This is a genomic window from Niveispirillum sp. SYP-B3756, assembly GCF_009495745.1.
Classification (GTDB): Bacteria; Pseudomonadota; Alphaproteobacteria; order Azospirillales; family Azospirillaceae; genus Niveispirillum.
The window spans coordinates 1-24746 of record NZ_WIDQ01000022.1 but is presented as its reverse complement, the minus strand read 5'-3'; the positions used below and the strand labels follow the sequence as shown (position 1 = coordinate 24746).

At 62.5% G+C, this 24746-nt stretch carries 23 protein-coding genes and 1 pseudogene; 16 read left to right on the top strand and 8 right to left on the bottom strand.

The genetic code is table 11. The features are described from left to right. From GE253_RS23695 to GE253_RS23665, 7 genes are all read left to right on the top strand, one after another. Window positions 1–1554, top strand: a complete 1554-nt coding sequence (locus GE253_RS23695) for a long-chain-fatty-acid--CoA ligase (protein ID WP_153206636.1) — start codon at window positions 1–3, stop codon at window positions 1552–1554. 172 nt (window positions 1555–1726) lie between these two features. Further along, window positions 1727–2887 carry an NADH:flavin oxidoreductase gene (locus GE253_RS23690; protein WP_153206635.1) on the top strand — a complete coding sequence of 387 codons (1161 nt, stop codon included), beginning with the start codon at window positions 1727–1729 and terminating at the stop codon, window positions 2885–2887. Window positions 2888–2945: 58 nt separating this feature from the next. After that, window positions 2946–4124 (top strand): thiolase family protein, encoded by a 1179-nt coding sequence (locus tag GE253_RS23685; RefSeq protein WP_153206634.1) that lies wholly within the window; start codon window positions 2946–2948, stop codon window positions 4122–4124. Between the two features lie 14 nt (window positions 4125–4138). Next, window positions 4139–4903 carry an SDR family NAD(P)-dependent oxidoreductase gene (locus GE253_RS23680; RefSeq protein ID WP_153206633.1) on the top strand — a complete coding sequence of 255 codons (765 nt, stop codon included), beginning with the start codon at window positions 4139–4141 and terminating at the stop codon, window positions 4901–4903. Further along, complete coding sequence (locus tag GE253_RS23675) at window positions 4900–5700, top strand: crotonase/enoyl-CoA hydratase family protein (protein WP_153206632.1); 801 nt, start codon at window positions 4900–4902, stop codon at window positions 5698–5700. Before GE253_RS23680 ends, GE253_RS23675 begins: the two co-directional genes overlap by 4 nt. A 17-nt stretch (window positions 5701–5717) precedes the next feature. Continuing rightward, complete coding sequence (locus tag GE253_RS23670; RefSeq protein WP_153206631.1) at window positions 5718–6908, top strand: acyl-CoA dehydrogenase family protein; 1191 nt, start codon at window positions 5718–5720, stop codon at window positions 6906–6908. Next, window positions 6905–7969, top strand: a complete 1065-nt coding sequence (locus GE253_RS23665) for an acyl-CoA dehydrogenase family protein (RefSeq protein ID WP_153206630.1) — start codon at window positions 6905–6907, stop codon at window positions 7967–7969. The genes GE253_RS23670 and GE253_RS23665 overlap by 4 nt, the downstream gene beginning before the upstream one ends. A 172-nt stretch (window positions 7970–8141) precedes the next feature. Here the strand turns inward: GE253_RS23665 and GE253_RS23660 are convergent, their stop codons facing one another. The 6 genes from GE253_RS23660 to GE253_RS23635 all read right to left on the bottom strand — a co-directional run bounded on the left by GE253_RS23660 (window position 8142) and on the right by GE253_RS23635 (window position 13632). Then, a complete protein-coding gene (locus tag GE253_RS23660; protein WP_153206629.1) occupies window positions 8142–9128 on the bottom strand; it encodes a zinc-binding alcohol dehydrogenase family protein in 987 nt (328 codons plus the stop codon). 41 nt (window positions 9129–9169) lie between these two features. Further along, complete coding sequence (locus GE253_RS23655; protein ID WP_153206628.1) at window positions 9170–10795, bottom strand: AMP-binding protein; 1626 nt, start codon at window positions 10793–10795, stop codon at window positions 9170–9172. 3 nt (window positions 10796–10798) lie between these two features. Further along, on the bottom strand, window positions 10799–11185 hold the full coding sequence (locus GE253_RS23650; protein WP_153206627.1) for an EthD domain-containing protein: 387 nt from the start codon (window positions 11183–11185) through the stop codon (window positions 10799–10801). Window positions 11186–11223: 38 nt separating this feature from the next. Next, complete coding sequence (locus GE253_RS23645) at window positions 11224–11625, bottom strand: nuclear transport factor 2 family protein (RefSeq protein WP_153206626.1); 402 nt, start codon at window positions 11623–11625, stop codon at window positions 11224–11226. A 216-nt stretch (window positions 11626–11841) separates the two neighbouring features. After that, window positions 11842–12180: a Rieske 2Fe-2S domain-containing protein gene (locus tag GE253_RS23640; RefSeq protein WP_153206625.1), complete on the bottom strand. Its 339-nt coding sequence runs from the start codon at window positions 12178–12180 to the stop codon at window positions 11842–11844. A gap of 30 nt (window positions 12181–12210) precedes the next feature. Next, complete coding sequence (locus GE253_RS23635) at window positions 12211–13632, bottom strand: aromatic ring-hydroxylating dioxygenase subunit alpha (protein ID WP_173012804.1); 1422 nt, start codon at window positions 13630–13632, stop codon at window positions 12211–12213. A 257-nt stretch (window positions 13633–13889) separates the two neighbouring features. Between GE253_RS23635 and GE253_RS23630 the strand changes: the two genes are divergently transcribed. Beyond that, the gene (locus GE253_RS23630; RefSeq protein WP_153206623.1) at window positions 13890–14690 is read left to right on the top strand and encodes an enoyl-CoA hydratase; all 801 of its coding nucleotides are present in this window, start codon (window positions 13890–13892) and stop codon (window positions 14688–14690) included. A gap of 33 nt (window positions 14691–14723) precedes the next feature. On the opposite strand, the gene GE253_RS23625 is transcribed toward GE253_RS23630, so the two are convergent. After that, complete coding sequence (locus GE253_RS23625) at window positions 14724–15200, bottom strand: nuclear transport factor 2 family protein (protein ID WP_153206622.1); 477 nt, start codon at window positions 15198–15200, stop codon at window positions 14724–14726. Window positions 15201–15346: 146 nt separating this feature from the next. Here GE253_RS23625 and GE253_RS23620 point away from each other — a divergent pair, with 146 nt between their 5' ends. The 8 genes from GE253_RS23620 to GE253_RS23585 all read left to right on the top strand — a co-directional run bounded on the left by GE253_RS23620 (window position 15347) and on the right by GE253_RS23585 (window position 24235). Continuing rightward, window positions 15347–16282 (top strand): LysR substrate-binding domain-containing protein, encoded by a 936-nt coding sequence (locus tag GE253_RS23620; protein WP_153206621.1) that lies wholly within the window; start codon window positions 15347–15349, stop codon window positions 16280–16282. 68 nt (window positions 16283–16350) lie between these two features. Beyond that, window positions 16351–17592, top strand: coding sequence for an amidohydrolase family protein (locus GE253_RS23615; RefSeq protein ID WP_153206620.1), 1242 nt, complete (start codon window positions 16351–16353; stop codon window positions 17590–17592). A 180-nt stretch (window positions 17593–17772) separates the two neighbouring features. Then, window positions 17773–18681 carry a DUF2889 domain-containing protein gene (locus GE253_RS23610; RefSeq protein WP_173012803.1) on the top strand — a complete coding sequence of 303 codons (909 nt, stop codon included), beginning with the start codon at window positions 17773–17775 and terminating at the stop codon, window positions 18679–18681. A gap of 154 nt (window positions 18682–18835) precedes the next feature. After that, on the top strand, window positions 18836–19987 hold the full coding sequence (locus tag GE253_RS23605; protein WP_153206618.1) for an acyl-CoA dehydrogenase family protein: 1152 nt from the start codon (window positions 18836–18838) through the stop codon (window positions 19985–19987). Next, window positions 19984–20958, top strand: coding sequence for an acyl-CoA dehydrogenase family protein (locus GE253_RS23600; protein ID WP_153206617.1), 975 nt, complete (start codon window positions 19984–19986; stop codon window positions 20956–20958). The genes GE253_RS23605 and GE253_RS23600 overlap by 4 nt, the downstream gene beginning before the upstream one ends. A 23-nt stretch (window positions 20959–20981) precedes the next feature. After that, window positions 20982–22055, top strand: coding sequence for a MaoC family dehydratase N-terminal domain-containing protein (locus GE253_RS23595; RefSeq protein WP_153206616.1), 1074 nt, complete (start codon window positions 20982–20984; stop codon window positions 22053–22055). A 281-nt stretch (window positions 22056–22336) separates the two neighbouring features. Continuing rightward, on the top strand, window positions 22337–23128 hold the full coding sequence (locus tag GE253_RS23590) for an enoyl-CoA hydratase/isomerase family protein (RefSeq protein WP_153206615.1): 792 nt from the start codon (window positions 22337–22339) through the stop codon (window positions 23126–23128). A gap of 216 nt (window positions 23129–23344) precedes the next feature. After that, entirely contained in the window at window positions 23345–24235 is an 891-nt protein-coding gene (locus GE253_RS23585) for a crotonase/enoyl-CoA hydratase family protein (RefSeq protein WP_153206614.1), read from the top strand. 334 nt (window positions 24236–24569) lie between these two features. Here the strand turns inward: GE253_RS23585 and GE253_RS26380 are convergent. Continuing rightward, window positions 24570–24746 (bottom strand): annotated as a pseudogene (locus GE253_RS26380) (ISNCY family transposase); the annotation flags it as partial.

The following is a 24746-nucleotide window of genomic DNA, read 5'->3' as shown; positions in this document are numbered from 1 at the left end:
ATGGGCGACGGCGACGGGATTGATCATGATCGGCTGACCAGCCTCTGGCAGGTCCTGACCTTCCATGCGTCGCGGCAGCCCGATGCCATCGCCCTGCGCTTCGAGGGGCGCGACACAAGCTATGCCGGGCTGTTGCAGGCCGCCACCGCGCTGGCTGGCCGCTTCGCGGCGCAAGGGCTGGGGCGGGACGACCGCATTGCCTATCTGGGCAAGAACAGCGATCTCTATTTCGTTCTGCTTTTCGCGGCGGCCCGGCTCGGGATTGTGCTTGTGCCGCTCAACTGGCGTCTGGCGGCGGACGAATGGTCCTTCATCCTGCAGGATTCCGGGGCTGTCCGTCTGCTGACAGATGACGCGTTTACGGAAATCGCGGCCGGGCTGGCCAGTGACAACAACCTGCCGCCGGCCGAGTTGCTGGCGGTGGAAACAGGGCCGGCGGTGCCCTCCTTGGCACTGCCCGAACCGGACGACGTCATCTTCCAGGTCTATACGTCCGGGACGACAGGCAGGCCCAAAGGGGCGATGCTTACCCATCGCAATTTGCTGGCCCTGCGGGCGCCGGGATATCGTGCCGGGCTTTCGTGGTTTCCCGACGCCGCCTCCATCGTTCTGGGTGTGCTGCCGGTGGCCCATATCGCCGGCACGGCCTATGCCCTGTTCGGCTTCTATGCCGGGGCACGGGTGGTACTGACCAGGGAATTCAACCCGGATCAGGTTCTGCGGTTGATCGAGACGGAGAAGGCGAGCCATATGCTGCTGGCCCCGGCGGCCATGCAGCAGGTGATGGACCATCCCCGGGCGGCGGCGACCTGTTTCAGCCATCTGCGCGTCATCACCTATGGGGCCTCCCCTATCCCAGAGGGCCAGTTGCGCGACGCCCTGGCCCTGTTCAAATGCGACTTCGTCCAGATGTACGGCATGACCGAAGCCGCCGGCGGTGTGGTGGCGCTGGACCCGGACGACCACAGGTCAGGCGCGACCAGCCGTTTGCGCTCGGCCGGACGTGCCATGCCCGGTGCAGAAGTGGCGATCATGGACAGCGGCGGCGCGTTGCTGCCGCCGGAGGAGATCGGGGAGATCGTGGTGCGGTCGGCGGCCGTGATGCCGGGATACTGGCGGCGGCCCGATGCCAATGCCGAGGTCATGATGCAAGGCGGCTGGTTGCGCACCGGCGATATCGGCCGGCTGGATAGGGATGGCTATCTCTATGTGCTGGACCGGGCCAAGGACATGATCGTCTCCGGTGGCGAGAATGTCTATCCGGCGGAGGTCGAGAACGTCCTCTATGGACACCCGGAAATTGCGGATGTGGCCATCATCGGTGTGCCATCCGCAAAATGGGGTGAGGAGGTGATGGCCGTCGTGGTGCCACGCCCCGGCTGCACGCCGACGCTGGCGTCCATCGCGGCCTGGGCCGATGGCAGAATTGCCCGCTTCAAGGTGCCGAAGCAACTGACGATCGTCGACGCCCTGCCGCGCAACGCCGGCAACAAAATCCTGCGCCGCGTCTTGCGGGAACCCTTCTGGCAAGGGCTGGAACGGCGCGTCAATTGAGCTGATCAGCGGCGTTTGCGACCCTTATCCCCTTTGTTCTTGCCCCTGATCGCAAGGTCGATTGCCTGACTGCCGGGAGTACTGGCGCCTTGCTCAAAATAGAGCAAATTCAAATCAGAAGGTGGTTTAGCGCCGTCGTCTCATCGAAACTCGACCGGCTGAAACGGATATCATGACGAACGATAACAGCTTGTCACGCGAACTGCTGTTCGAGCCCTTGACCCTGCGTGGTCTGACCATCAGCAACCGGATCGTCATGGCGCCGATGACGCGGGGCTTCTGTCCCGACGGCGTTCCCCATGACGGTGTCGCCACCTATTACCGCCGCCGCGCGGAAGGTGGCGCCGGGCTGATCCTGACCGAAGGGGTGGCGGTCGATCATCCGTCGGCCCTGGGGGATGCCGGCCTGCAGGAATGCAACGTTCCCTTCCTGGCCGGAGAGGCGTCGCTGGCCGGCTGGCGCCATGTTGTCGATGAGGTTCACGCCGTCGGCGGGCGGATCATTCCACAGCTTTGGCATCAAGGTGTCATGCGCAAGCGTGGGACCGGTCCTTATCCGTCGGCGCCGACGCTCAGCCCGTCGGGCATCTGGGGGCCGCTGGGCATGACCTCCATTGATCCCCAAAGCATCCCGGCCGATCCCGTGATCGGTGAGCCGATGACCGAGGCCGAGATCGAAGAGGTCATCGAGGCATTCGTCCGCTGTGCCCGCAATGCCGCCGCGGTCGGGTTCGACGGCATCGCCCTGCATGGCGGGCACGGCTATCTGCTGGACAATTTCCTGTGGGAACAGACCAACCGCCGCGACGACCGCTGGGGCGGTGACCGGACGCGACGCAGCGCCTTTCCCGCCGAGATCGTGCGGCGGATCCGGGCGGCCGTGGGCGATGACCTGCCGATCTTCTTCCGGTTTTCCCAGTGGAAGCAGCAGGATTTCCGCGCGACGCTGGCGGACAACCCGGCGGAACTGGCCGAAGTGCTGATGCCGCTGGCCGATGCCGGTGTCGATGTGTTCGACGCCAGCGTACGCTACTATAACCGTGCCGCCTTCGATGGTTCACCGATGAATCTGGCCGGATGGGCCCGCCGGGTGACCGGCAAGATGTCGGTGGCGGTGGGCGGTATCGGTGCCAGCCAGGGCATGTACGACAAGGGCACGTCCGACGTCGCTGCCATCGACTATACGCCGCTGCTGCAGCGTTTTGCGAACAAGGAGTTCGATCTGGTCGCGGTGGGCCGCGCCATGATCGGCGACCCCGCATGGGGCAACAAGTTCCGCAGCGGCCAACTGCCCCGCCCCTATGACCAGCAGGACGTGAAGACGTTGGCCTGACCCGTGCAAACGCCAGCGATCCCGCAATTCCCCTACTTTGACCATCAGGATCTCTTCCATGCAGAACACGCCTGTTATCGTTGACATCGTCCGCTCGCCGATGGGGCGCGGGAAGCCTGGCGGAGCGCTCTCCGAGGTTCATCCGGCCGATCTGCTGATGCAGGTGCTGGTGGGGCTGGTTGAGCGAAACAAGCTGGACCCTGGCATTGTCGACGATCTGATCATGGGCTGCGTCAGCCAGGCCGGCGAGCAGGCGGTACCCGTCGGGCGCACCGCTTGGCTGGCAGCCGGATATCCGCAGCACGTCCCCTGCACGATGGTGGAGCGGCGCTGCGGGTCCAGCCAGCAGGCGGTCCATTTCGCGGCCCAGGGTATCAAGGCTGGCGCCTATGATGTCGTGATCGCCGGCGGTATTGAATCCATGAGCCGCGTGCCCATGGGCAGTGCCCGGATGGGCAAGGACCCGCACGGCGTCGCCTTCGAACAACGCTATCCCGGCATGGTCGGGCAGGGCATCTCGGCCGAGCTGATCGCGGCGCGCTGGAATATCAGCCGCGTGGAACTGGATGCCTATTCGGCGCGTTCGCACCGTCTGGCGGACAAGGCCCGGCAAGCGGGTCTGCTGGCCCGCGAGATCATCCCCATCCAGACGCCCGCCGCCCTGGTCAGCCAGGATGAAACCATCCGGCCCACCACCACGCCGGAAGGTCTGGCCCAACTGGAGGTGTCGTTCCGGAATGAGCAATTGTCCGAACGCTTCCCGGAAATCCGCTGGAGCATCACGGCCGGCAACTCATCGCAGATTACCGACGGCGCATCGGCGGCGCTGATCATGTCCGAGGCCACGGCGACCCGTCTGGGTCTGCGCCCGCGCGCCCGTTTCGTGGCCTTTGACGTCATTGCTGACGATCCGCTGCTGATGCTGACCGCCCCGATCCCCGCGACGCAGCGGATATTGCGCAAGGCGGGCCTGGCTGTCGGCGATATCGATCAGTTCGAGGTCAACGAAGCCTTCGCGCCCGTCCCCCTGGCCTGGTTGAAGGACATCAAGGCCGATCCGGACCGGCTCAACCCCCGTGGCGGCGCCATCGCCCTGGGTCACCCGCTGGGTGCTTCGGGCACGCGCCTGATGTCGGCCTTGCTTCATGGGCTGGAGGAGAGCGGCGGACGCTTTGGTCTGCAGACCATGTGCGAGGCCGGCGGTCAGGCCAATGCCACGATCATCGAACGTCTCTGAACGGGAATAACATCATGAATGTCGAAGGAATTGTCGCTGTTGTCACCGGTGGCGCGTCGGGATTGGGCCGTGCCACCGCCGAGCGGCTGGTGGCGCAGGGTGCCAAGGTGGTAATCGCCGACCTGCCGGCGTCCAATGGCGAGGTCGTGGCCGGGGAGATCGGTGGCGGCACCCGTTTTGTCGCGGCCGATGTGACGAACACGGACCAGATGAATGCCGTGTTCGACGCGGCCGAGGAAATGGGCCCTTTGCGGGCCGTGGTGCATTGCGCCGGCCGCGGCGGCCCGATCCGGGTGGTCGACAAGGAGGGTAATCCAGGCTCCCTGGAACATTACGAGATGGTGGTCCGCGTCAATCTGGTGGGCAGCTTCAATGTCTTGCGCCTGGGGGCCGCCCGCATGGCCAAGGCCGAGCTGGTGGATGGCGAGCGCGGGGTGGTGATCATGACGGCGTCGGTCGCCGCCTTTGAAGGACAGATCGGCCAGATCCCCTATGCGTCCGCCAAGGCGGGCATTGTCGGTATGACCATCGTTGCGGCCCGCGATCTGGCGGGGCGGCAGATCCGCGTCTGCACCATCGCGCCGGGAACCTTCGATACGCCCATCCTGGCCCGGGTGTCGGAAGAGGTGCGGGCCTCCCTGGCCTCTGCCGTGCCGCATCCCCGCCGTCTCGGCCGGCCGGAGGAATTCGCCATGTTGGCGACCCAGATCATCGAAAACCCGATGCTGAACGGCGAGACCATCCGCCTGGATGGTGCCATCCGGATGCCCCCGCGATGAACGACCTGATCCTGCGCGAGGAGGAGGGTGGCATCGTCACCCTGACCCTCAATCAGCCGGGATTGCGCAACCCCATCTCCGATCAGCCGACCATTGATGCCCTGTGCGCCGCCATCGAGGCGGCGGACCATGACCTCAATGTCCGGGTCGTGATCCTGACGGGGGCCGGCACCGCCTTCTCCACGGGCGGCAATCTGAATGCCATGCGCGCTGGCGGCGGCCTGAACGATCCGGTGGCGGCCAACACCCGCCGCAATTATCGCAATGGCATCCAGCGGTTGCCGCTGCTGTTCGAGGCTATCGAGGTGCCGGTCATCGCGGCCGTCAATGGTCCGGCGATTGGGGCGGGCTGCGATCTTGCCTGCATGTGTGACATCCGTATCGCGGCGGAGAATGCGAAGTTCGCCGAGAGCTTCGTCAAGTTGGGCATCGTGCCGGGCGACGGCGGCGCCTGGCTGCTGCCGCGCATTGTCGGCTTCTCCAAGGCCAGTGAGATGGCCTTCACCGGTGATATGCTGGATGCGCGGGAAGCCCTGGCCTGTGGCCTTGTCTCCCGCGTCGTGCCGGCGGGCGAGTTGATGGCGGAGGTGCGGGCTCTGGCCGGCCGTATTGCCGCCAATCCGCCGCACGCGGTGCGCATGACCAAGCGCCTGATCCGCGAGGGCCGGATGGCCAGCCTGTCGGCGGTGTTGGAAGCGTCGGCGGCAGCCCAGGCCCTGTGCCATGCCACCCGCGATCACCACGAGGCCGTCGATGCCTTCTTCGATAAGCGCACACCGGTTTTCACCGGTACTTGAACAGCGGGAGGCATGGAATGCGTGAAGATCGGAAAGTGACCGACCTGCGGGTGGAACTGCGCGCGTGGCTGGCCGAGAATGTGCCGAAGGATTGGCGGACGCAGCAGGCGGGCGACAATATTGAAGGGTTCCTCGCCTCGCAGCGCGAATGGCTCTCCCGGCTTGTTAAAGGTGGCTATGCCACCCCGCATTGGGCACCCGAATGGCCCGGCGGCGGCCGGTCTCTGGCCGAGCAGGTGGCGATATTCGAAGAGATTGCGCGGGCCGATGCGCCCCGCATGAGCTTGTTCTTCGTCTCGCTTTATCATGCGGCCATGACGCTGATGGAATGCGGTACGCCTGAACAACGTGCCCGGCACCTGCCGGCGATCCTGAAGGGCGAAATCTGGTGCCAGGGCTTTTCGGAGCCCAATGCCGGTTCCGATCTGGCCTCCCTGCGCACCCGGGCGGAGCGCAAGGGCGACCGCTATATCGTGTCAGGACAGAAGATCTGGTCCACGCTGGGCCAGTTTGCCGACCAGTGCCTGTTGCTGGTGCGCACCGATAACAGTGGTCCCAAGCAGGTCGGCATCACCTTCCTGCTGATGGACATGAAGTCCAAGGGTGTGCAGGCCCGACCGATCAAGCAGATCACCGGGGATGAGGAATTCGCCGAAATCTTCCTGGATGAGGTCGAAATCCCCGTTGAGAACCGGGTCGGTGAAGAGAACGAGGGCTGGAAGGTGGCCCAGGTCACCTTGTCATCGGAACGCGGGCTGACTCTGGTGGAACTGACCGAGCGGCTGGCCCTGTCGCTCTGGCGGTTGGTGGAAGCGGCAACGGCGAACGGGCACGAAATTGACCGCCTGGATGTCGAGGTGCGCCGCCGTGTCGTTGATATCGCGTCCCGGATCGAGGCGCTGCGCGCCATGATCGCCACGCTGATGGCCAACCGGATGGCTGGGCGGGAGGCTGTGGGCGATGCCTCGATCATCAAGCTGGCCTATGCCCGCCTGTCGCGGGATTTCACCGCGCTCGGCCTGCGGCTGCGCGGCATGGCCGCTCAGCGGGACACCCGGTACGTCCTGGGTGCTGGTTATGAAACGGGCAATTGGATGTTCGATTTCATGAACAGCTACCAATACAACATCGCCGGCGGCAGCAACGAGATCCAGCGCAACATCGTCTCCGAACGGGTCCTGATGATGCCGCGGGAGAAGCTCGCATGAGCGGGGTAGATGCTATGAATACAATTGATCAGGAAGAACTCCGCGATGCCGCGCGCCGGTTGCTGACGGACAAGGTTGACCGCCGGGCGCCTTGGGGGGAGGGGGAGGCAGATGGCCGCGCTCTTGTCCGCGACATGGTGGAACTGGGATGGCATCTGCTGACAGCGCCAGAGGAATTGGGCGGGCTGGGCCAGAGCTTCACCGCATTGGCGCCGATCTATGAGGAGATGGGCCGCGCCCTGGCGCCGGCCACCCTGGCCGATACAATGGCCGCCCTTGATGTCATATCGCTTGACGACAGCGTCGCCGGTGCCGCCCTGCGCGACAGGCTGATAGAGGGTAGTGCCCATATCGTGGTCGCCGAATGCGGATCGCTCGGGCCCCGTATTGATACGACCTTTCCGCTTTTGGAGGGCGGGCTGGCCGCCACCCATCTGTTGCTGCTGCCGACGGCCGCCGAGGAAAGCTGCGGCATTGTCGATCTGGGGCGCGAGGGGGTCACGGCCACGCCGGTCGAGACCTGGGATCGCAGCCGCAGCTTTGCGGAACTGGCGCTCCATGACGCCCCCTGCGAGCGGCTCCAGGTGACCGGTGGGGTCGCTATTCCGCTGGTCCGTGCCCATAAGGATCTGGCGATGGCCTGGGATAGCTTGGGTGCTGCCCGTCGGTCGCTGGATGAGACGGTCACCTATATGGGCACCCGCCAGCAGTTCGGCCGTCCGATCGGCTCGTTCCAGGCGCTGAAGCACCGGGCCGCCGATCACAAGGTTACCCTTGAGCTGGCACGCGCACTGGCCGTCCATGCGAGCCAGGCCTATGCCCTGCGGGACGGTGCCTGGAGCGACCTGGCGGCGCAGGCCCGCCTGTTGGCGACGGATGCCTTCCATGCCATCACCGAGGACAGCGTGCAGATGCATGGTGGTATCGGCTTCACCTGGGAGTTCGACTGCCACCTGTTCCTCAAACGCGCCTTGATGAGCGATATCCTGAACGGGGCGCCGGAATTGGTGCGGGATCGGATTTCATCCAGCGTCATCGCTCGCGCCCTGCGGCGTGAGTGAAAGTCCATCCGTTTAACAACGCGAACTGGTTTTAGAGCCGGGTGCGTTTAAACGGAAACGCACCCGGCTCTAAGTCCTTGTTTAGCGAGCGGATTCACGCTCCAAATAGAAAGGCCCTGAGTTGCTGATAACCGCAAGGATCAGCAACTCAGGGCCTTTTGGCTTTCAGTGCTCAGAGATGGAGCGCCACGCCACCGAACGGACGGGCCTTGGCCACATATTCCAGGGCGGCGGCCGCTTCCTCGAACGGGAAGCTACGGTCGAACAGGGGCTTGACCTTGCCGGCATCGGCAAGTGAGGTGAACACGGTCCAGGCGTCGGCCCATTCTTCCGGGGAGCAGGTATAGACGCCATAGCCCTGAACGCTGCCGCGGTACAGGATGAGATCAGCCAGCGTGATCGTCGATTGGCGGCCGGCGGCAAAACCCAGGGTGATGATCTTGCTATAGCGTCGGATGCACTTCAGCGTTTCGGCCAGCACCTGCCCGCCGATGGAGTCGATGACGATGTCCACGCCTTCGCCACCATTGAGGGCGTGCACGCCTTCCTGCATTGACTGCTTGGACAGGTCGATCACATTGTCAAAACCGGCCTGGGCCGCCTGTTCAGCCTTCTGCGTCGAACCGGTCGTTGAGATGACCTTGGCAGCGCCCAGCGCCCTGGCCAGTTGATAGGCGGCATTGCCGACGGAGCCACCGATACCGGTGGCCAGCACGGTCTTGCCCGGTGCGAAGCCGGCCTCCATCAGGGCGCGATATGCCGTCGGATAGGCGACGGCCGCCTGTGCAGCGGCACCGTCGGAGACGCTGGCCGGAATCACCCAGGCGTGATCGGCCAGCACGGTGCAATATTCAGCCCAGCTTCCCGAGCGCATGAAGCCATAGAGAAAGGCGCCGAACATCACGCGGTCGCCGACCTTGAACTTCGATGTGCCGGCATCCTCGACAATGCCGGCCCCCTGGTTGCCAGGGACGAGCGGCAGGGAGGCCGGCGGGAAATTGGCCTCATTCTCATTGTTGATGACGGCCACGTCGAACGGGACGACACCCGGTGCCGTCATCTTCACCAGGATCTCCGATCCCTGCGGCGTGGGCTTTTCCCTTTCGACCAGCTTCAGATCCTTGGACCCGGTCTGTGCTTCAATCAGCCATGCGCGCATTGGTTCTTCCTTTATCTATCGAATAGCGGATGACCGACCGATCAGTTGCTTCGGCGGACCGCGATACCGGCGGCGTCCCGATCCCAGGTCGAGGCCGTAACGCCGTCGTCCCGCAATTGGTATTTCAGGACGCGCCCTGTGGGATTTTTGGGCAGTTCGTGACGGAACTCAAAATAGCGGGGCACGGCGAAATACGGCAGGTTCTCGATCGACCAAAGGCAGAGCTCTTTCTCGTTCAAGACCGCTCCTTCGCGCAGAACAGCGGTCACCTTGATGCTGTCCTCGCCGTTCTGTGCCCCCACTGCGTGGACGGCCGCTTCAGCAACGGCATGATGGCCCATGAAGGTCCGCTCGACCTCAAAGCTGGAGATGTTCTCGCCCCGTGAGCGAAGGTAATCCTTGGCACGGTCGCAGAAGTAGAGATAGCCGCCGATCATCTTGCCGAGATCGCCGGAATGCATCCACATGTTCCGCCAAACCTTCGCCGTATCCTCCGGCCGGCGCCAGTAACCTTCGAACATCACATTGGGTTCGCGCGGCCGGTAAACGATCTCACCGACGGTGCCCTCCGGCACAGGCTGATCATCGGCATCGACGATCATGATCTCGTACTCATCCGTCGGCCGGCCGGCACTTTCTTCCGGCGGGGTTTCGTCCGGATAGGCGGAGGTGAGGCGTACCCCCTCGGTCTGTCCATAAGACCAGCTCGACACAACCTTGACGCCGAAGCGGTTTTTCCAGATTTGCCGGACCGGGGCGCTGATCGGCACACCGAAGACCATCTTCAATTTGCCGTGATACCGTTGCGCCGCTTCGCAATCGGGCGCGTGGGCGACGAGCGGGAAAATGGAGGCCATGAGCAGGGTGTTGGAGGCGCCGGCGGTTTCGATCTCGTCCCAAAAACGGGTAACCGAGAATTTCGACGCCACCGCCACCCGCAATCCCTCCACCAGGGCGCCAAGGACGAAGATCAATGCCGCCGAATGAAAGACGGGAAGACAGGTCCACCCGGTCTCTCCCGGCTCCTGGGGAACATGGCGCCGATGCTGGCGCCCCTGCATACACATGAAATTATGGCTGATCATGCAGCCCTTTGACGGACCCGTCGTTCCGGATGTGTAAATCAGCGTCGCCATATCCGATGGCTGCACGATGATCGGCAATGTTGACCCGTCTGTACCCCGATATTCGTCCAGTGAATGGATGGGAATGGTGCAGATGGGAAACGGTCCTGGCGACCGGCAGAGGATCAGTTGAAGATTGGGCAGAAGGTCGGCGATATGTTCGAAACGTTCAAGATATTGGGGATCACAGATCGCCAGCCTGGCCCCGGTGTCACTGACCTGATGGCGCAGGAATTCGCCCCGATAGGCGGTGTTAATGGGAACCCAGATGGCGCCGAGCTTGTTGATAGCGAACCAGCAGACGAAGACATCCAGGCTGGTGTCGAACAGGGTGACGACAGTGTCACCCTTGCCGACCCCGAGTTCCTGGAATTTCCGGGCCATGGCGTTGGCATCATGGTCGATTTGCCGGTATGTGATGCCAACACCATCGATGGCCAGGAATTCGCCATCAGGATTTCTCTCAACGGCCCGCGCCAACGCGTGCATGACCGTATCGCGGATGCCTGGTCGATAGGCATGGGGGGCAGAAGGCGCGGTCATGGATCATCCCACCTTCGTTCCGGTATTTACCTCATCGACCATGATCATGACGGTGGCATCACGATCAAGGAACTTGAGCTCGTCTTCCACCAGGATGGGATTGACGATCGGATCGTTGAAAATGCGTGTTATCTCCGCAATCGCCTCCGGACCGGAAACGAACATCTCCGTGATGCAGTCATAGCCGATATCATAGGGCGATGGCGGGGTGTCGTCCTTCAAATTGCTGGGGTTCAGCAAGGCAAAGGTCGGGTAGTTCCGAACATAATCGGTCAGAAGATGCCCGATATATTTCTTGGCCAGCAGCACATGACTATTTTCATAATGCTCCCGAAACTGCGCGGGGGAGATGCCGGTTTTGCGTTTAAGGAAGTAAATGATCTTCATCATGACGGTCGCTCCAGCTTTTTTGTCCCGATGGCGCAGCGTCAGGCGAGGGCGTCGATGACGGCCTTGGTGTCGCTATAGACCGGATGCAGCAGGGCAACCTTGTCGCCATTGAACTTCCAGACTTCGGCCAGAGGCATCGTCACTGTCTTGCCCGTGCGCGCCGTCGTCGCGGAGAAGGTACCGTAGGCGATCACCCACCCGTCACCCTCTGTTATCGCCTCTGTAGTAAGCGTCAAGGCGCTGTAATACTGGAACACGCCACCAATGGCGGCCTTGATGGTGTCCCGGCCCTTGAAGGTTCCGCCATAAGGCAGGGATGGAGCCTCGACCAAGACCGAGTTCTCGTCAAAATGGGCGAGGAAACCATCCACATCCCCATTCTTCAGCAGCGCTTCATAGGCCTGATCGACGATCTGGCGGGGCGTCAGGGTCTTCGTCATGTTGCTTTCCTCTCCTGGATCTTCGTCTTTAGAGATATTCTGGTGCTCACTGGGGCATCAGAATTGTTCGAAGTATTTATAATTTGTTGTGTGTTCCGCGCTGCAAAGGGCTCTGTTTGAACCGATCAACAGCCAGTGCATCACTTGGCGACAAATGTGTGCAAGGCAAAGATGAGCGCGGTAAAGGATTGCTGCCGGTACAGGCAAGCAGACAGGTCAATTGGATTCCGCACCCATATTTCCACCGTTCAGGCAAACCTCAATCATGCCATCCCGTTCCCGGATGGCATGGACAGCCACCGGCGCGAAGCCCTGGACCTTGCTTAAGCAATGGCCAGTGGCGAGATTGAAGCGGGCGCCGTGCAGCGGGCACATGATCGTGCCATTGCGCGCTTTGCCACCTGACAGCCTGGCGCCGGCATGGCTGCAACGGTCATCTATCGCAAAGAGGTTTCCGTCTTCACGATAGATGACGATCGCACGGCCATCAATTTCAATCGGAACAAGTTTTCCCTCAGGTGCGTCGTCACCGGGAATGACCGGAACATAAACCATTGTGTCGTGCACCTGCTGCCGTTGGCTGCCTCAGAGATTCAGGCCGAGTTTCGCATCGTAAATTTCATGGAAGCGTCTGATCTTGGCCTCCTGATAGACAGAGGTTGTCAGGAAAGCCTGTTCAGGCGGCGCCGCCTTGAAGCCGAGTTGCACGGCATTCATGTTGGCCAGATCCTGGTCGATAATGTGACCGGTGGCGCCCAGCGCCGGGTTGTCTGCTGCCTTCTCGTCGAAATCGACGCGGATCGGCTCCGGCACCGGCGGACGCTTGCCATCGGCAGGGATGGGCAGCAGGATGCGGATCTCCATCTCGGAATGGTTTGGATCGTCGCCCAGCGGCTTGAAATTGTACCACCACGGCAAGCCCTCACCCCACCACGGATGGTGGTTGGGAAACATGAAGTACTTGGCCATGTCGATCATATAGCTGACGGTTTCGTTCGAATAGTCGCGGCCCGTCAATTTCTGTAGCTGGTCACGCTTGGCCTGGGCCGCGTATTTGCGCGCATCTTCCGGCGTCTGACCACGGTCATCCGGGGGCAGCGGCAATTCCTGGGCGTTGCAGTACAGGATCAGCCCCTGGTGCGGTGATACCTTGTGGGAAACATAGGGATCTGTGGTCATGCCGGGGGTGCAAAGCCGGCTGACATAGCCCTTACCTTCGCTCCAGATGTCGATGCGGGTGGCCACGGAACCAAACATCGGCATCCCGTCGGCATGGGTCTCCACCACATGGTAGCCCTCCATGAAGGCTTCCTGGGCGGCTTTCCAGTTGCAGCGGACCTTCACCAGAACCCGCATCGCGGTGTAGCGCTCCTCCTGCGGCCATTTCTCGAAATGGCTGAGCAGGGGGCCGAGCGCTTCCTTCAGCGGTGCGGCATTGGGATCGGGGTTGATGAAGACATTACCGCCCCAGCTTTCGACCTTGATCTCCTTGAGGCTGCTGTCCTTTGCCGTCACATGGGGAAATTCCTGCTCGAACGGTACCCATTCCAGCTTACCGTCCAGGCCGAACATCCAGCCGTGAAAACCGCACTGGATGCCGGTGCCGCTGCCCTTATGGTCGCAGAGTTTGCGCGCACGGTGGGGGCAGCTATTGTGGAAGGCCCGGAACTGATTCTCCCCGGTACGCACCACCAGATAGGATTTGTTGACGATATCATAGCTGAGGCGGTCGCCGATATTTGGAAGATCTTCCTCCCGGCAGGCGATCTGCCATTCCTTGTCCCAAATATGCTCAACCTCCAGGGCGACATATTTGGGGTCGAAATAGCGGTCATAGGGGATGAGCCGCGGTTCGGGATGCAGATCACCGGGGGTCAGGAAGGGCACGTCGCGCGTCTCGCCGTCCGCCGCGACGATCTTGTCCAGTGTCGGCGGATCGATCAGCTTGCTACCCGGTTCCGCCTTGCCGTAGTTGATCCAATAGCTGCCGTCCGCAGTATTCGCCACGCCGTCCATAGACATCCTCCATGTAGACTTATCGTGTCCCATCTCGTGGATGAGCGACTTGCCGTCTTTGCCATGTTTCTTAATATCACCAAGCCTGCGCTCCAGAATTGTCTGGCGTCGCATAGGCTATTGACCGGCTGCTGCTTCGCTGGCGCCCCTTCCGGGAACGGACTACCACACAGGAATTATCGGCGGCCCGGACAGGTCACCGACAGGAGCCGGCGTTACTATTAATCACTCAGCCTTAGGGGATATGCATGACCTCGGTGGGACTGCTTGTGGAGCGTTTTGGCCCCATCCTCCGGCTGTCGCATGACCGACCGGAGCGGCGCAATGCCCAGAGCGCCGCTTTCCTGGACGCTTTGAATGGCGCGCTGGATGCGGCGGCGGCCGACCTGGCGGTGCGGGTTGTCATCCTTGCCGGTACGGGCGACCATTTCTGCGCCGGGCATGACCTGAAGGATGCTGATACCATGCAGCCGCAGGGTACGCCCGAAACACGGGACATGTTCGAGGCGCAGCGTTACCGCGACTATTGTTTGCGGCTATGGGATATGCCGAAGCCCGTTATCGCGCAGGTCCAGGGTGCCTGCGTCGGCGGCGGTTTCATGGTCGCCAACATGTGCGATCTGATCGTCGCGGCCGAGGACACCTTTTTCGCTGATCCCGTGGTCGGAACGGCGGCTGTCGCCGCGAGCGAGGTTCTTGTTCATCCCTGGGTCATGGGGTTGCGCCGCGCCAAGGAATTCCTTTATGGCGGCGGGCGGGTGAGTGCGACCGAAGCCTTGGCCATGGGCATGGTCAACCGCGTTGTGCCCAAGGAAGATCTGGCTGCGGCGTCCCTGGCACTGGCGGAGCGCATCGCCCAATCTTCCCCCTTCGCACTGCGATTGATGAAACGATCACTCAACCGGACGGCCGAAATACAGGGGTTTCGCGCGGCCATCGATGCGCATTTCGACACGCATCAGCTCTCGCATATGGGGGCGGACGCCCAGGAGCGGCTGGCGGCCGGGGCGGCGGGTATCGTCGGGCGGGGGCGCGGCCAGACGGGATGATCCTGCTTCCCGTCTGGCCCGAACCGGAAAGCTTCAGGCCGGTGTCATCTCGATCAGGAGACGCGTCAGTTTCAAAGTGGCGATCCGCCAGCGGCCGTCCTCTTGACGATAGGTCTCGTGATAGTGGCCATATCCCCGCATCTCACGATAAGGTCCGGCATGGAAGCGCAACAGGTCATTCATCGGCCAGATAGCGGTGGCCGTGCCATCCGCCAGGATTTCGATTTCCGGCATATGCCCATGATGGACGGAGATGAGGGGCAGCAGGCCCTTTCTGATATAGGCGATGATCATGTCGCGGCCATTCAGAATATCATCATCGGTGCCTGCCGGGGTGGTGGCTCCGGGGGATTGGAACGCCTCCCGATAATCGCATCGGGCATCATGGGTGAAGACATCCGCCAGAAGGGGCCAGTCCTTGGTATCCATGGCACGGAAATAGCGGGCCTTGACGCATTTGATGGCTTCGATCGACAGCAAGTGGGTAAGGGGGGAGGGGTGGGTGATCATCGGCATTCTCCTGAAGCCTTTCCCGTGACGGCCATGTGGTCCGATTGCATCCTTGCTATGCCGGTACCTTGTTCCAAAGCGGCACAGCCGCTTGCCGGGTGCCGCGTCATCCATGATCTGAGTGGCCATGACCGGGAGGATTTGGCATGACCGGGCGTCTTCCGTCGCTGCGCGGCATAGAGGCATTCGTCTGCGTGGCTGAGGTGCTGAATCTGCGCGTGGCGTCGGAGCGGCTCAATGTCTCGATATCGGCGGTCAGCCACCGCATTCAGGCACTTGAGGAGGAACTTGGCGTCAAGTTGTTCGTGCGCGGGAAGCGGGCGTTGCAACTGTCTCCCGCCGGCTCTGATTATCTTGAGCGGTTGAAGCCCGGCTTGCAGGCCCTGCGGGCGGCGACCCATGCGGCCAGGGACGATGTGCATTCGCCGGTACTGCGCATCGCCGGCCCGTCGTTTTTTTTTGATCAGTGGCTGTTGCCGCGCCTTGATAACTTCCGCAAGGACTGGCCGAAGATCCGGATCGAACTGCTGACCCTGGGGCGCAAGCGCGCGACGGGTACCGATGTCACCATTCTTCCCATGAGCCCGTCAGCTATTCATGACGGTGCTGAACCTTTGTTTGAGCTGCTGGTAACGCCGGTCTGCACACCGGCATTCGCCAGCCGGTACGAGCTGCGCCAGATTCGGGATTTGCTGACCGTTCCGCTGATCGACATCGTGCCCTCCAGCAACGCCTGGTCCCTGCTATTCCTGGCGGCGGGCCTGGAGGCGGAGGTGCCGGAACCCGCCTATGCTGCCGACAGTCCTGTCACGCTCTGTCAAATGGCCCTGAATGGACTGGGTGTGGCGCTGGCGGCAAACGTTCTTGTCGACGCCCATCTGCGCCAGGGCTTGCTGATGCGGCCGTTCGACATTGGTTGTGTCGTGCCGACGGCCTTTGGTCTGGTCGCGCGGGAGTGGGATGCCCGGTCGATGGCCCGGGCCTTTGTCAGATGGCTACGGGCGGAGATGGCGGCGTCCGTTCAATTTTCTTCAACGGTGGGGCAAGAAATCGAGATTCCTCCTCATGATGCCGCGCCATAGCTTAGTCGCAGCAACCCGCGTCCGATCGGGCCCGGTGCCAATGATATCGTCAGGATGGGAGGAAGATCATGTCGAACGCCGCTGTCGATTTCACCGATGTCAATGAAGAGAATCATTGGCGACTGGTTACGCCGGGCTCGGCGGGATGGGAACGAAGCCCGCGCCCCCAGGATGCGCGTGGAAAATATTTCATCATCTCGATCGATGCGCATATGAGCCCGCCGCCCACCTTGATGCGCGAACGCATCGACAAGCGGTTTGTCGACCGGTTGCCGCGTATCGAAAACCGCGATGGTCGCCGCTGGCTCATTCAGGAAGGCGCCGCGCCGGCGCCGATTTCCGAGATCGCCGTGATGGGCGAGGATGAGCTGCGCACCAAGGCGGGCGCCTACCTGATCCACGAGACCCGGACCATGACCGACCGTCTGGCCGACCTCGACAGGGATGGCGTCGATGGCGAGCTGATCTTCCCCAACGGGGCGGCATTGCTGATGTTCGCGTCGTCGGACCCGGAATTTGTCATGGCGCAATGCCGGATCTGGAATGACTGGGCCTGGGAAACCTGCCGGGACTTCAAGGCGCGGTCAAAGCCCATCGGTGCGCTTTCTACCGCTGATATCGATCTCGCCGTTGCCGAGGTGAAGCGGCTGGCGAAGATGGGATATGATGTGATCATGTTGCCGAACAAGCCCATCTTCGGGCCACCCCGGTACGGCGACATCAATTACAATCTTCCCGTCTTTGATCCGTTATGGGCGGCGATCCAGGACGCCAATCTGGCCATCGCTTTCCATGTCTCCACAGGGCAAGACCCGCGCACGGCACGCGGTAATGGGGGTGCCGTCATCAATTACTGTATCCATTCCATCGCCCCCACGCTGGAACCTGTCGTGGCCCTGTGCGCATCCGGTGTGATCGAACGCTTCCCCGGCCTGCGCTTTGCGACCATGGAAGCCGGCGGCGGCTGGTTGCCCTGGCTGCTCGATCGCATGGACGAAGGCTATCGTGCCCATCACATGTGGGTGCACCCCAAGCTGAAGGCGCTGCCCAGCGACTATTTCCGGCTAGCCGGGGCCGCGTCGGTGGGTGAGGACCGGTCGGCCATGCTGCTCTGCATGGAATATGGCCTTGAGAACAACCTGATGTTCTCCAACGATTATCCGCATCACGAAGGCTGCTGGCCCCACTCCCCCGAGACGATCGAGCGGAGCTTCGGGCCGCTGGATGAACGGGCGCGCCGTAAGGTTCTCGGCCTCAACGCCGCCCGCATGTTCAAGTTTGACGTGCCGCGCGACTATCCGGGGGCCTGAGCATTGGCTGGAAGGCACGAGGGAACGACCGACGACATGATGAGGCAGACCATGGCAGGGGAAACCGTCGGGATGGCCCTTCACAATCAGACACTGGGTGCGCCACCGCCAAGGCGCCCCGGTTCCCTGCGTCGCACCGTGTCGACCCAGTCTTTCTGGCCGGACGAACTGGATGGTCCCATGACCGTGATCAGTATCGCCCGCGACCTGCTCACCGATGATGCGGCCGCGACGCCACAGCTACTGGGGCAGGATCGGCTTTTGTCCACGCTGTCGCCGGATCGCCGCCTTCTCTCGATTGAGGCGAGCCGGCGGCAGGACGCCATGGCCGGCTTGGTCGGCTTGCGGCCGGGTGGCGAGATGCGCCGGGCGATGGCAGCGGCGATGCCGGAGGAAGGTGCCGGCTCGACGCGGCTGTATCGGTTGCTGGATGACATGGCGGGGGCCGTATTCATGGCCCCCGCCGGCTGGTATGACTGGGTGCCGGGTGGTCCGGCCTATTATGACAGGGCCTTGGGCCAGTCACCCGTCATGGACCGCAGTGTGGAGGGGGTCTGCATCAGCTTCCAGGCCGGCTCGCCGGCGCTGACAGCCGACGGGCGGACCAATGAGGCAATTGCCAACCATCCGGTCGCCCCCATCGCCTTCGAAGGGGCCGATCCGTGGGGGTGGCATCGGCTGGCGGATGTGCGCGGTCCCAATCAATGGCGGGTCCGTCGCCTTGATCTCTGGCAGCAGGACGGCCTGCTGCAGGTGGATTCCTGGTTTCAGGACAGTGCTGTGAAGCGGGGCAGCACGGATACGCGCATCCTGTTCCATGAATATGGTCTGCGGGCCACCATCGACCCGGAGACGCTGATATTGCTGTCCATTGATGTGCAAGCGGCCGTGCTGCCATTCACAAGCTGTCTGGCGGCGCCAGCCACCGCCCGTCATCTGATCGGACAGCCGGTTTCCACCTTCCGCAAGCTGGTTCCCGTCACGCTGCCGGGGACCAGGGGATGTACGCACCTGAACGACATGCTGCGTGCCCTGCAGGATGTCGACACCTTGGCCGGAAGCCTGCGGGCGCAGCAGACGGCCGCCTGACCTGCGCTTCCATCCTGCCGTTCCAGGCTGGGGGCGTTGCAGCTCAAGGACAAACCACCCGCTACTATCACTGTACAGCAACCTGTCGGCGGCGGATCGTCCAAGTCCGGCGGCCATGGTTGGATGATCTGCTGCGAAAAGAGGACGTTCGACTTTGCTGACCGTTGATTCCTTTCCGGCGACCCGCATTCCCGAAGCGGCGGAAGCCCTTCGCCCCCAGATCAAGGCTTTCCTGGCCGATCGGCTGGCGGGGATGCCGGCCAGCCGACGGGCGCGGACATGGTCTGGCTTCGATGCGGATTTCAGCCGCGCGTTGGCCGAACGCGGTTGGGTCGGCCTGACCATGCCGAAACACTATGGCGGGGCTGGACTGGACGCCTTTGCGCGCTTTGTCCTGGTGGAGGAACTGCTGGCCGCAGGGGCCCCCATCGCCGCCCATTGGATCGGCGACCGGCAAAGTGCGCCGTTGCTGCTGCATTATGGTACCGAGGCGCAGCGTCAGGCGTTTCTGCCCCGCATCTGCCGCGCGGAAATCTTCTTCTGCATCGGCATGAGCGAGCCCAATGCCGGTTCCGACCTGGCCAGTGTGCGGACCCGCGCTGTGCGGGAAGCGGATGGTTGGCGCCTCAATGGCCAGAAGATCTGGACCACCTATGCCCATAAATCCCATTACATGATCGGACTGGTGCGGACCAGCGGCACGCCGGAGGACCGGCAGAAGGGCTTGTCCCAGTTCCTGATTGACCTGTCACTGCCCGGTGTGACTGTCCGCCCCATCCGGCTGGGGACCGGTGACACGGATTTCAACGAAGTGTTCTTCGACAATGTGCTGCTGCCCGACGATGCCTTGGTCGGACAGGAAGGCAATGGCTGGGCGCAGGTCAATGCCGAGCTGGCATTTGAGCGCAGCGGGCCGGAGCGCATCTATTCAAGCCTTGTTCTTCTTGACCTGTGGGCGGCCACCTTGCGGGCCTCGCCGTCGCGCGCCGATGAGGAGCGGCTGGGCAAGCTGCTGGCACGGCTGGCCCCACTTCGCGCCATGTCGGTTTCCATGACCGGCCTGTTGGCGCAAGGCCAATCACCGCTGACGGAAGCGGCCTTGTTTAAGGATATGGGAACGGAGCTGGAGCAGGCCATCCCCGGCGAAATTGCCGATGCCGTGGCGACGCGCCTGGATACCGCCTGTGATCCGGAGCTGATGCGGACGCTGGCCTATCTCATGCAACTCAATCATGTCTTCTCTCTGCGCGGCGGCACGCGTGAAATTCTGCGGGGCATGATCGCCCGGGGGCTGGGTCTGCGATGAATGATGATAACAGCGTCCTGACCGACAGCTTCCGCCGGCTGGTGGCCGACATCGCCACGCCCGAGCGGACGCGGACCTTCGAGGCGGCACCGGCGCTTGAACCGGTATGGTCGGCGCTGGCCGCATCCGGCTTCCTGGATGCACTTGTGCCGGAGGATTGCGGTGGGGCAGGGCTGTCCCTTGCCAGCGTGTTTCCCCTGGTCATGATCCTGGGCGAACATGCCGTTTCGGTGCCCTATGCGGAGACCATGGTGGCCCGGGCCCTGCTGGCCGCCAACGGCCAACAGGCGCCTGACGATGCCGCCATCATTCTGGCGCCGCCGTCGCCCATTCTGCCCAATGGAGCGGCGGCGACGCACGCCCTGGTGAATGACGGCGAACGGATCGCGCTGGTCCGGCTGGTTGGCGTGGGGGAGGATCCTTTTCGGGCTGGTGGGGCGACAGGCATCCAGATCGGTGACCGGCTTTGCGATCTGCCGGCCGACGGGTTCGATCTTGGGCTGGCCGCCGCCGGACTGGCGGCGGCACAGATGGCAGGGGCCATGTCCCGTCTACTTTCCATGTCCCTGCGCTATGCCAATGAACGGCAGCAGTTCGGCCGCCCCCTGGGCAAGTTCCAGGCCATCCAGCAGCAATTGTCGGTGATGGCGGAGCAGGTCATTTCCGTTCAGGTCGCCGCCCGCACGGCCATGTCCGGCCATGGTTTCAATGTGGCCGGTGTCGCGGCAGCCAAGGCCCGCGCCAATGAGGCGACGCATCTTGTCAATGGCATCGCCCATGCTGTTCATGGTGCCATCGGCGCCACGGAGGAATTCGACCTGCAGCTCTACTCCCGCCGCTTGAAGCAGTGGCAGTTGGCATTCGGATCGGAAAGTTTCTGGGCGGGCCAGCTTGGTCGTCTGCGTATCCTGGCCGGCAGTGCGACCAGCGCCGATTTCATTCGTGACCATCTTTGCGACGGCGCCGCCTGAAGGCCATCTATACGGGGTGTGACATGAGTGACGCGTATCATTCGCTATGCTGGGAAGATGTTGAGGAAGGCCAGGAACTGCCATCCTTCACCTATGAACTGAGCCTTCTGCGTCTGGTCGCCTTTGTCCGGGCGACGGGGCTTTATGATTTCGTCCATCACGACAGCCGGTACGCCCGGGCGGTGGGCGCCAAGGATGCGTTCATCTCCACGACACATCTGGCGGGCCTGTTCAGCCGCCTGATCACTGACTGGTCTGGGCCGGGCAGCGTCCTGCGCCGCCTGACCTTCCGGATGACGGCGCAATCCCTGCGCGACGACATCCTGCTGGTGACCGGTAAGGTGGCGCGTAAATATCGCGGGGCAGACGGGGCCTATCTGGTCGACCTGGAAGGGATCAACGTGGCGCACGCCAACAGCCCCAGTGCGGCGGCTGCCACGGCGGTCCTGGAGATGCCGTCGCGCACTGGTGTGCTGCCGGCCATTTCCCGCCAGCGGCCGGTGGCGGATCTGGTCCCACCCAATGATGATATGCCGGACTTCGCCCGCGCCATGCTCGGCATCGTGCGGGAAGGCAACCGGGAACCGAAGCTGCCCCTGACCAGCGGCGATATCCATCTGTGGTGCGAGGCGCTGGAGGACTGGAATCCGCTTTATTGGGATGCCGATTTCGCTGCGGCGTCACCTTATGGCGGTATCGTCTCCCCACCCGTTGGCATGTTCTATGGTGCAGACTCCTCGCTCAATGTCGGATTGGGCCATCGCAAGCCAGGAGCCGTGGCGCCGGAGGCCGTCAAGCAAGGCCTGACCGGGATGCCGTTATTGCAGGCGTTGCGCGAAGGCATCATTATCGGTGGCTGCCCCTTCCCGCCGCCCGATTGTCCCGAGGCGGTTGTCACCCAAGCCGGTTTCGAATTCTATGCACCCCTTCGCGTCGGCGACAGTTTGCGCACGGAGCAGAAGCTGCTGACTTGCTCTCCCCGCCGCAAGACGAAGCTGGGCGAGGGCCATTTCCTGACGTCGGAGAACACCCTGTTCAATCAGCGGGGTGAATTGGTGAAATCCGTCACCATGAGCCTGTTCTGCTACAAGGTTTGAGCCTCGAGGGAGAACGGGGAGGACATGGCTGGCAATTACCGGACCATCCGCTATGAGGTTGGTTGCGGGATAGCCACTGTGACACTGAACCGTCCCAGAGCATGAGCAGCACAACCCCGTCAGGGTGCGGGAGTTGTTGCAGGCGTTCGACGCGGCTGACGCCGATGATACGGGGCAGGGGCGTCATCCTCAGGGGGGACTGGGGAGCACGCCGTCTGTGTCGGGACCGAATATAACAAAACATCAAGTCATTCATAGGAAACGAACCGGAGGGATACGCGATGGAATTTGTAGATATTGTCTACGAACAACGCGGTCGGGGGGCATGGATTCGCCTGAACCGCCCGGACGCGTTGAATACAATCAATCCCGGGCTGGCCCGCGAATTTGATGCAGCGCTGGATCTCGCCGAAGAGAATCCTGAGATAGTCACAGTTGCCGTAACCGGCACCGGCCGCGCGTTTTGCGCTGGTGCCGACCTCAAATTTCTAGGCGACCTGCTGCAAGAAAATAGCGAACACGAGAGCGCCAATTTTCAGAACCAGTTGATGGCGCTGATGGCGCGGCTGGAGAAGTTCCCCAAGCCGGTCATCTGTGCGGTGAACGGTGTTTCGACCGGTGGTGGCACCGAACTGCTGCTTTGTTGCGATCTGGTGATCGCCGTGGCAAGCGCGAAAATTGGCGATGGCCACGCCAATTACGGGCTTCTGCCGGGTGGCGGCGCTTCGATACGCCTTCCCCGAAAGATCGGACCGACACGGGCCAAGTACCTCCTGTTCACTGGGGAACTACGGTCGGCAGCGGAACTCGTCACATGTGGCCTCGTGAACGAGGTTGTGGAAGATGGTGCTCTGGAAGCGGCTGTCGATGGGCTTGTAGACAAGCTGTCGTCCAAAAGTCCGCTTGCCCTGAAGCAGGTCAAAATGCTGGTGGATGATGGGCTGGAACAGCCTCTGGATACCGCCTTGAGGCTGGAACTGCTGGCCAGCACCCTGCACAGTCACAGCCATGACATGCACGAAGGCGTCGCCGCCTTCAATGCCAAACGCAAGCCCAGTTTCAAGGGCTGTTGAACCACCAGTGCCCGTGCGTGTTGCTGACAGCTTGCGCACCGAGCAGAAGCTGTTGACCTGTTTTCCCCGCCGCAAGACGACGCTGGGTGAGGGCCATTTCCTGACGTCGGAGAATACCCGGTTCGTTCAATCAGCGGGTCGAACTGGTGAAATCCGTCACCATGAGCCTGTTCTGCTACGAGGTCTGAGTGTTGGTCAGCAACGGGGAGGCGAGTCATGACCGGTGAGTACCAAACCATCTGTTATGAAGTTGGTTGCGGGATAGCCACTGTAACGCTGAACCGCCCCCAGAGCATGAACAGCATCAACCCCATCATGGTGCGGGAGTTGTTGCAGGCATTCGACGCGACTGACGCCGATGATACGGTCAGGGTCGTGATCCTCACGGGTACCGGGGAGCGCGCTTTCTGTGCCGGAGCCGATATCACAGCCGGTGCGGCCACGTTTGATTACGCGCAGCGGGAAGGTGCGTTGCGCCCCGATGTCGAGCCGGATGGAAATGTCCGCGATGCGGGAGGGCTGGTTGCCCTGCGCATCTTCAATTCCCTGAAACCGGTAATTGCGGCCATCAACGGTGCGGCGGTGGGGGCAGGGGCGACTATTCCGCTTGCCGCCGATCTCCGGCTGGCGGCCACGACGGCGCGTTTTGGCTATGTATTCGCTCGTCGCGGGATCGTGCCGGAATCGGCGTCGGGCTGGTTCCTGCCACGGATTGTAGGCATCTCCACCGCCTTGGAATGGTGTCTGTCCGGCAGGTTGGTTCCAGCCACAGAGGCACTGGAGCGCGGGCTGGTGCGGTCGGTCCACCCGCCTGGGGAGCTTCTGGCCGCAGCACGGGAGATCGCCCGGGAGATCGTGGAGAATGCCGCGCCTGTTTCCGTTGCGCTGACCCGCCAGATGCTGTGGCGCATGTTGGGTGCATCGCATCCAATGGAAGCGCATCGCCTTGATAGCTGGCTTGTGCAATCAATGGGACCGGGTCCGGATGCACACGAGGGGGTGGCGGCCTTTCTCGAAAAGCGCTTGCCGGCCTTCGGGGGCCGCGTATCGACCGACATGCCTGACCCGTTTCCATGGTGGACGGAGCCGGGTTTTCAAGCTGAGTAGGGCCCGGCCGGTGGGTCGTTTATAATGGACCGATTTGGCGACTGTTGGACGAGGATCGGCTGTTCAGCACATACGCTGAACGAGTGGGTCAAGAAAGCCGAGGTGGAGAGCGGCGGTAGCGCTCAAGCAGGTTTACGGCGCCTTGGATGACAAGGGGGCAGATTCACTGTTTCAACAGAATTGAATTGTCGGTGTTCTGAACAAAGTAGAAATGTCAGTGTTGGGGTGGACCGGGTAACGGAGCCGTGGGCGCAGTGGACCGGCCCACCCCAACATTTGCCGGTTTTGCCTTGGCCGAAGCATGTTTGTCCGCCGCTCCGGGCCGACCGCGCCGCTTGCCTCCGCGCTTTTCGTAGTGGTTGCGTTCGCTGATGCTCTTGACCGTCGGTGCCGGCATCGCGTCCTGCATCTGCTTCACATAAGCCAGGACCTCCGACAACCGCTTGTTCTCCACGATCTCGGCCTGCGTCACGCGCTGGTTCTTGTCAAAAATCGTGTAGGGCAGGGCACA

What these genes read in the sequence shown, in the direction of transcription:
- GE253_RS23695 (WP_153206636.1), top strand. Translation starts at nt 1, where the DNA reads ATGGGCGACGGCGACGGGATTGATCATGATCGGCTGACCAGCCTCTGG.
- GE253_RS23690 (WP_153206635.1), top strand. Translation starts at nt 1,727, where the DNA reads ATGACGAACGATAACAGCTTGTCACGCGAACTGCTGTTCGAGCCCTTG.
- GE253_RS23685 (WP_153206634.1), top strand. Translation starts at nt 2,946, where the DNA reads ATGCAGAACACGCCTGTTATCGTTGACATCGTCCGCTCGCCGATGGGG.
- GE253_RS23680 (WP_153206633.1), top strand. Translation starts at nt 4,139, where the DNA reads ATGAATGTCGAAGGAATTGTCGCTGTTGTCACCGGTGGCGCGTCGGGA.
- GE253_RS23675 (WP_153206632.1), top strand. Translation starts at nt 4,900, where the DNA reads ATGAACGACCTGATCCTGCGCGAGGAGGAGGGTGGCATCGTCACCCTG.
- GE253_RS23670 (WP_153206631.1), top strand. Translation starts at nt 5,718, where the DNA reads ATGCGTGAAGATCGGAAAGTGACCGACCTGCGGGTGGAACTGCGCGCG.
- GE253_RS23665 (WP_153206630.1), top strand. Translation starts at nt 6,905, where the DNA reads ATGAGCGGGGTAGATGCTATGAATACAATTGATCAGGAAGAACTCCGC.
- GE253_RS23660 (WP_153206629.1), bottom strand. Translation starts at nt 9,128, where the DNA reads ATGCGCGCATGGCTGATTGAAGCACAGACCGGGTCCAAGGATCTGAAG.
- GE253_RS23655 (WP_153206628.1), bottom strand. Translation starts at nt 10,795, where the DNA reads ATGACCGCGCCTTCTGCCCCCCATGCCTATCGACCAGGCATCCGCGAT.
- GE253_RS23650 (WP_153206627.1), bottom strand. Translation starts at nt 11,185, where the DNA reads ATGATGAAGATCATTTACTTCCTTAAACGCAAAACCGGCATCTCCCCC.
- GE253_RS23645 (WP_153206626.1), bottom strand. Translation starts at nt 11,625, where the DNA reads ATGACGAAGACCCTGACGCCCCGCCAGATCGTCGATCAGGCCTATGAA.
- GE253_RS23640 (WP_153206625.1), bottom strand. Translation starts at nt 12,180, where the DNA reads ATGGTTTATGTTCCGGTCATTCCCGGTGACGACGCACCTGAGGGAAAA.
- GE253_RS23630 (WP_153206623.1), top strand. Translation starts at nt 13,890, where the DNA reads ATGACCTCGGTGGGACTGCTTGTGGAGCGTTTTGGCCCCATCCTCCGG.
- GE253_RS23625 (WP_153206622.1), bottom strand. Translation starts at nt 15,200, where the DNA reads ATGATCACCCACCCCTCCCCCCTTACCCACTTGCTGTCGATCGAAGCC.
- GE253_RS23620 (WP_153206621.1), top strand. Translation starts at nt 15,347, where the DNA reads ATGACCGGGCGTCTTCCGTCGCTGCGCGGCATAGAGGCATTCGTCTGC.
- GE253_RS23615 (WP_153206620.1), top strand. Translation starts at nt 16,351, where the DNA reads ATGTCGAACGCCGCTGTCGATTTCACCGATGTCAATGAAGAGAATCAT.
- GE253_RS23610 (WP_173012803.1), top strand. Translation starts at nt 17,773, where the DNA reads ATGACCGTGATCAGTATCGCCCGCGACCTGCTCACCGATGATGCGGCC.
- GE253_RS23600 (WP_153206617.1), top strand. Translation starts at nt 19,984, where the DNA reads ATGAATGATGATAACAGCGTCCTGACCGACAGCTTCCGCCGGCTGGTG.
- GE253_RS23595 (WP_153206616.1), top strand. Translation starts at nt 20,982, where the DNA reads ATGAGTGACGCGTATCATTCGCTATGCTGGGAAGATGTTGAGGAAGGC.
- GE253_RS23590 (WP_153206615.1), top strand. Translation starts at nt 22,337, where the DNA reads ATGGAATTTGTAGATATTGTCTACGAACAACGCGGTCGGGGGGCATGG.
- GE253_RS23585 (WP_153206614.1), top strand. Translation starts at nt 23,345, where the DNA reads ATGACCGGTGAGTACCAAACCATCTGTTATGAAGTTGGTTGCGGGATA.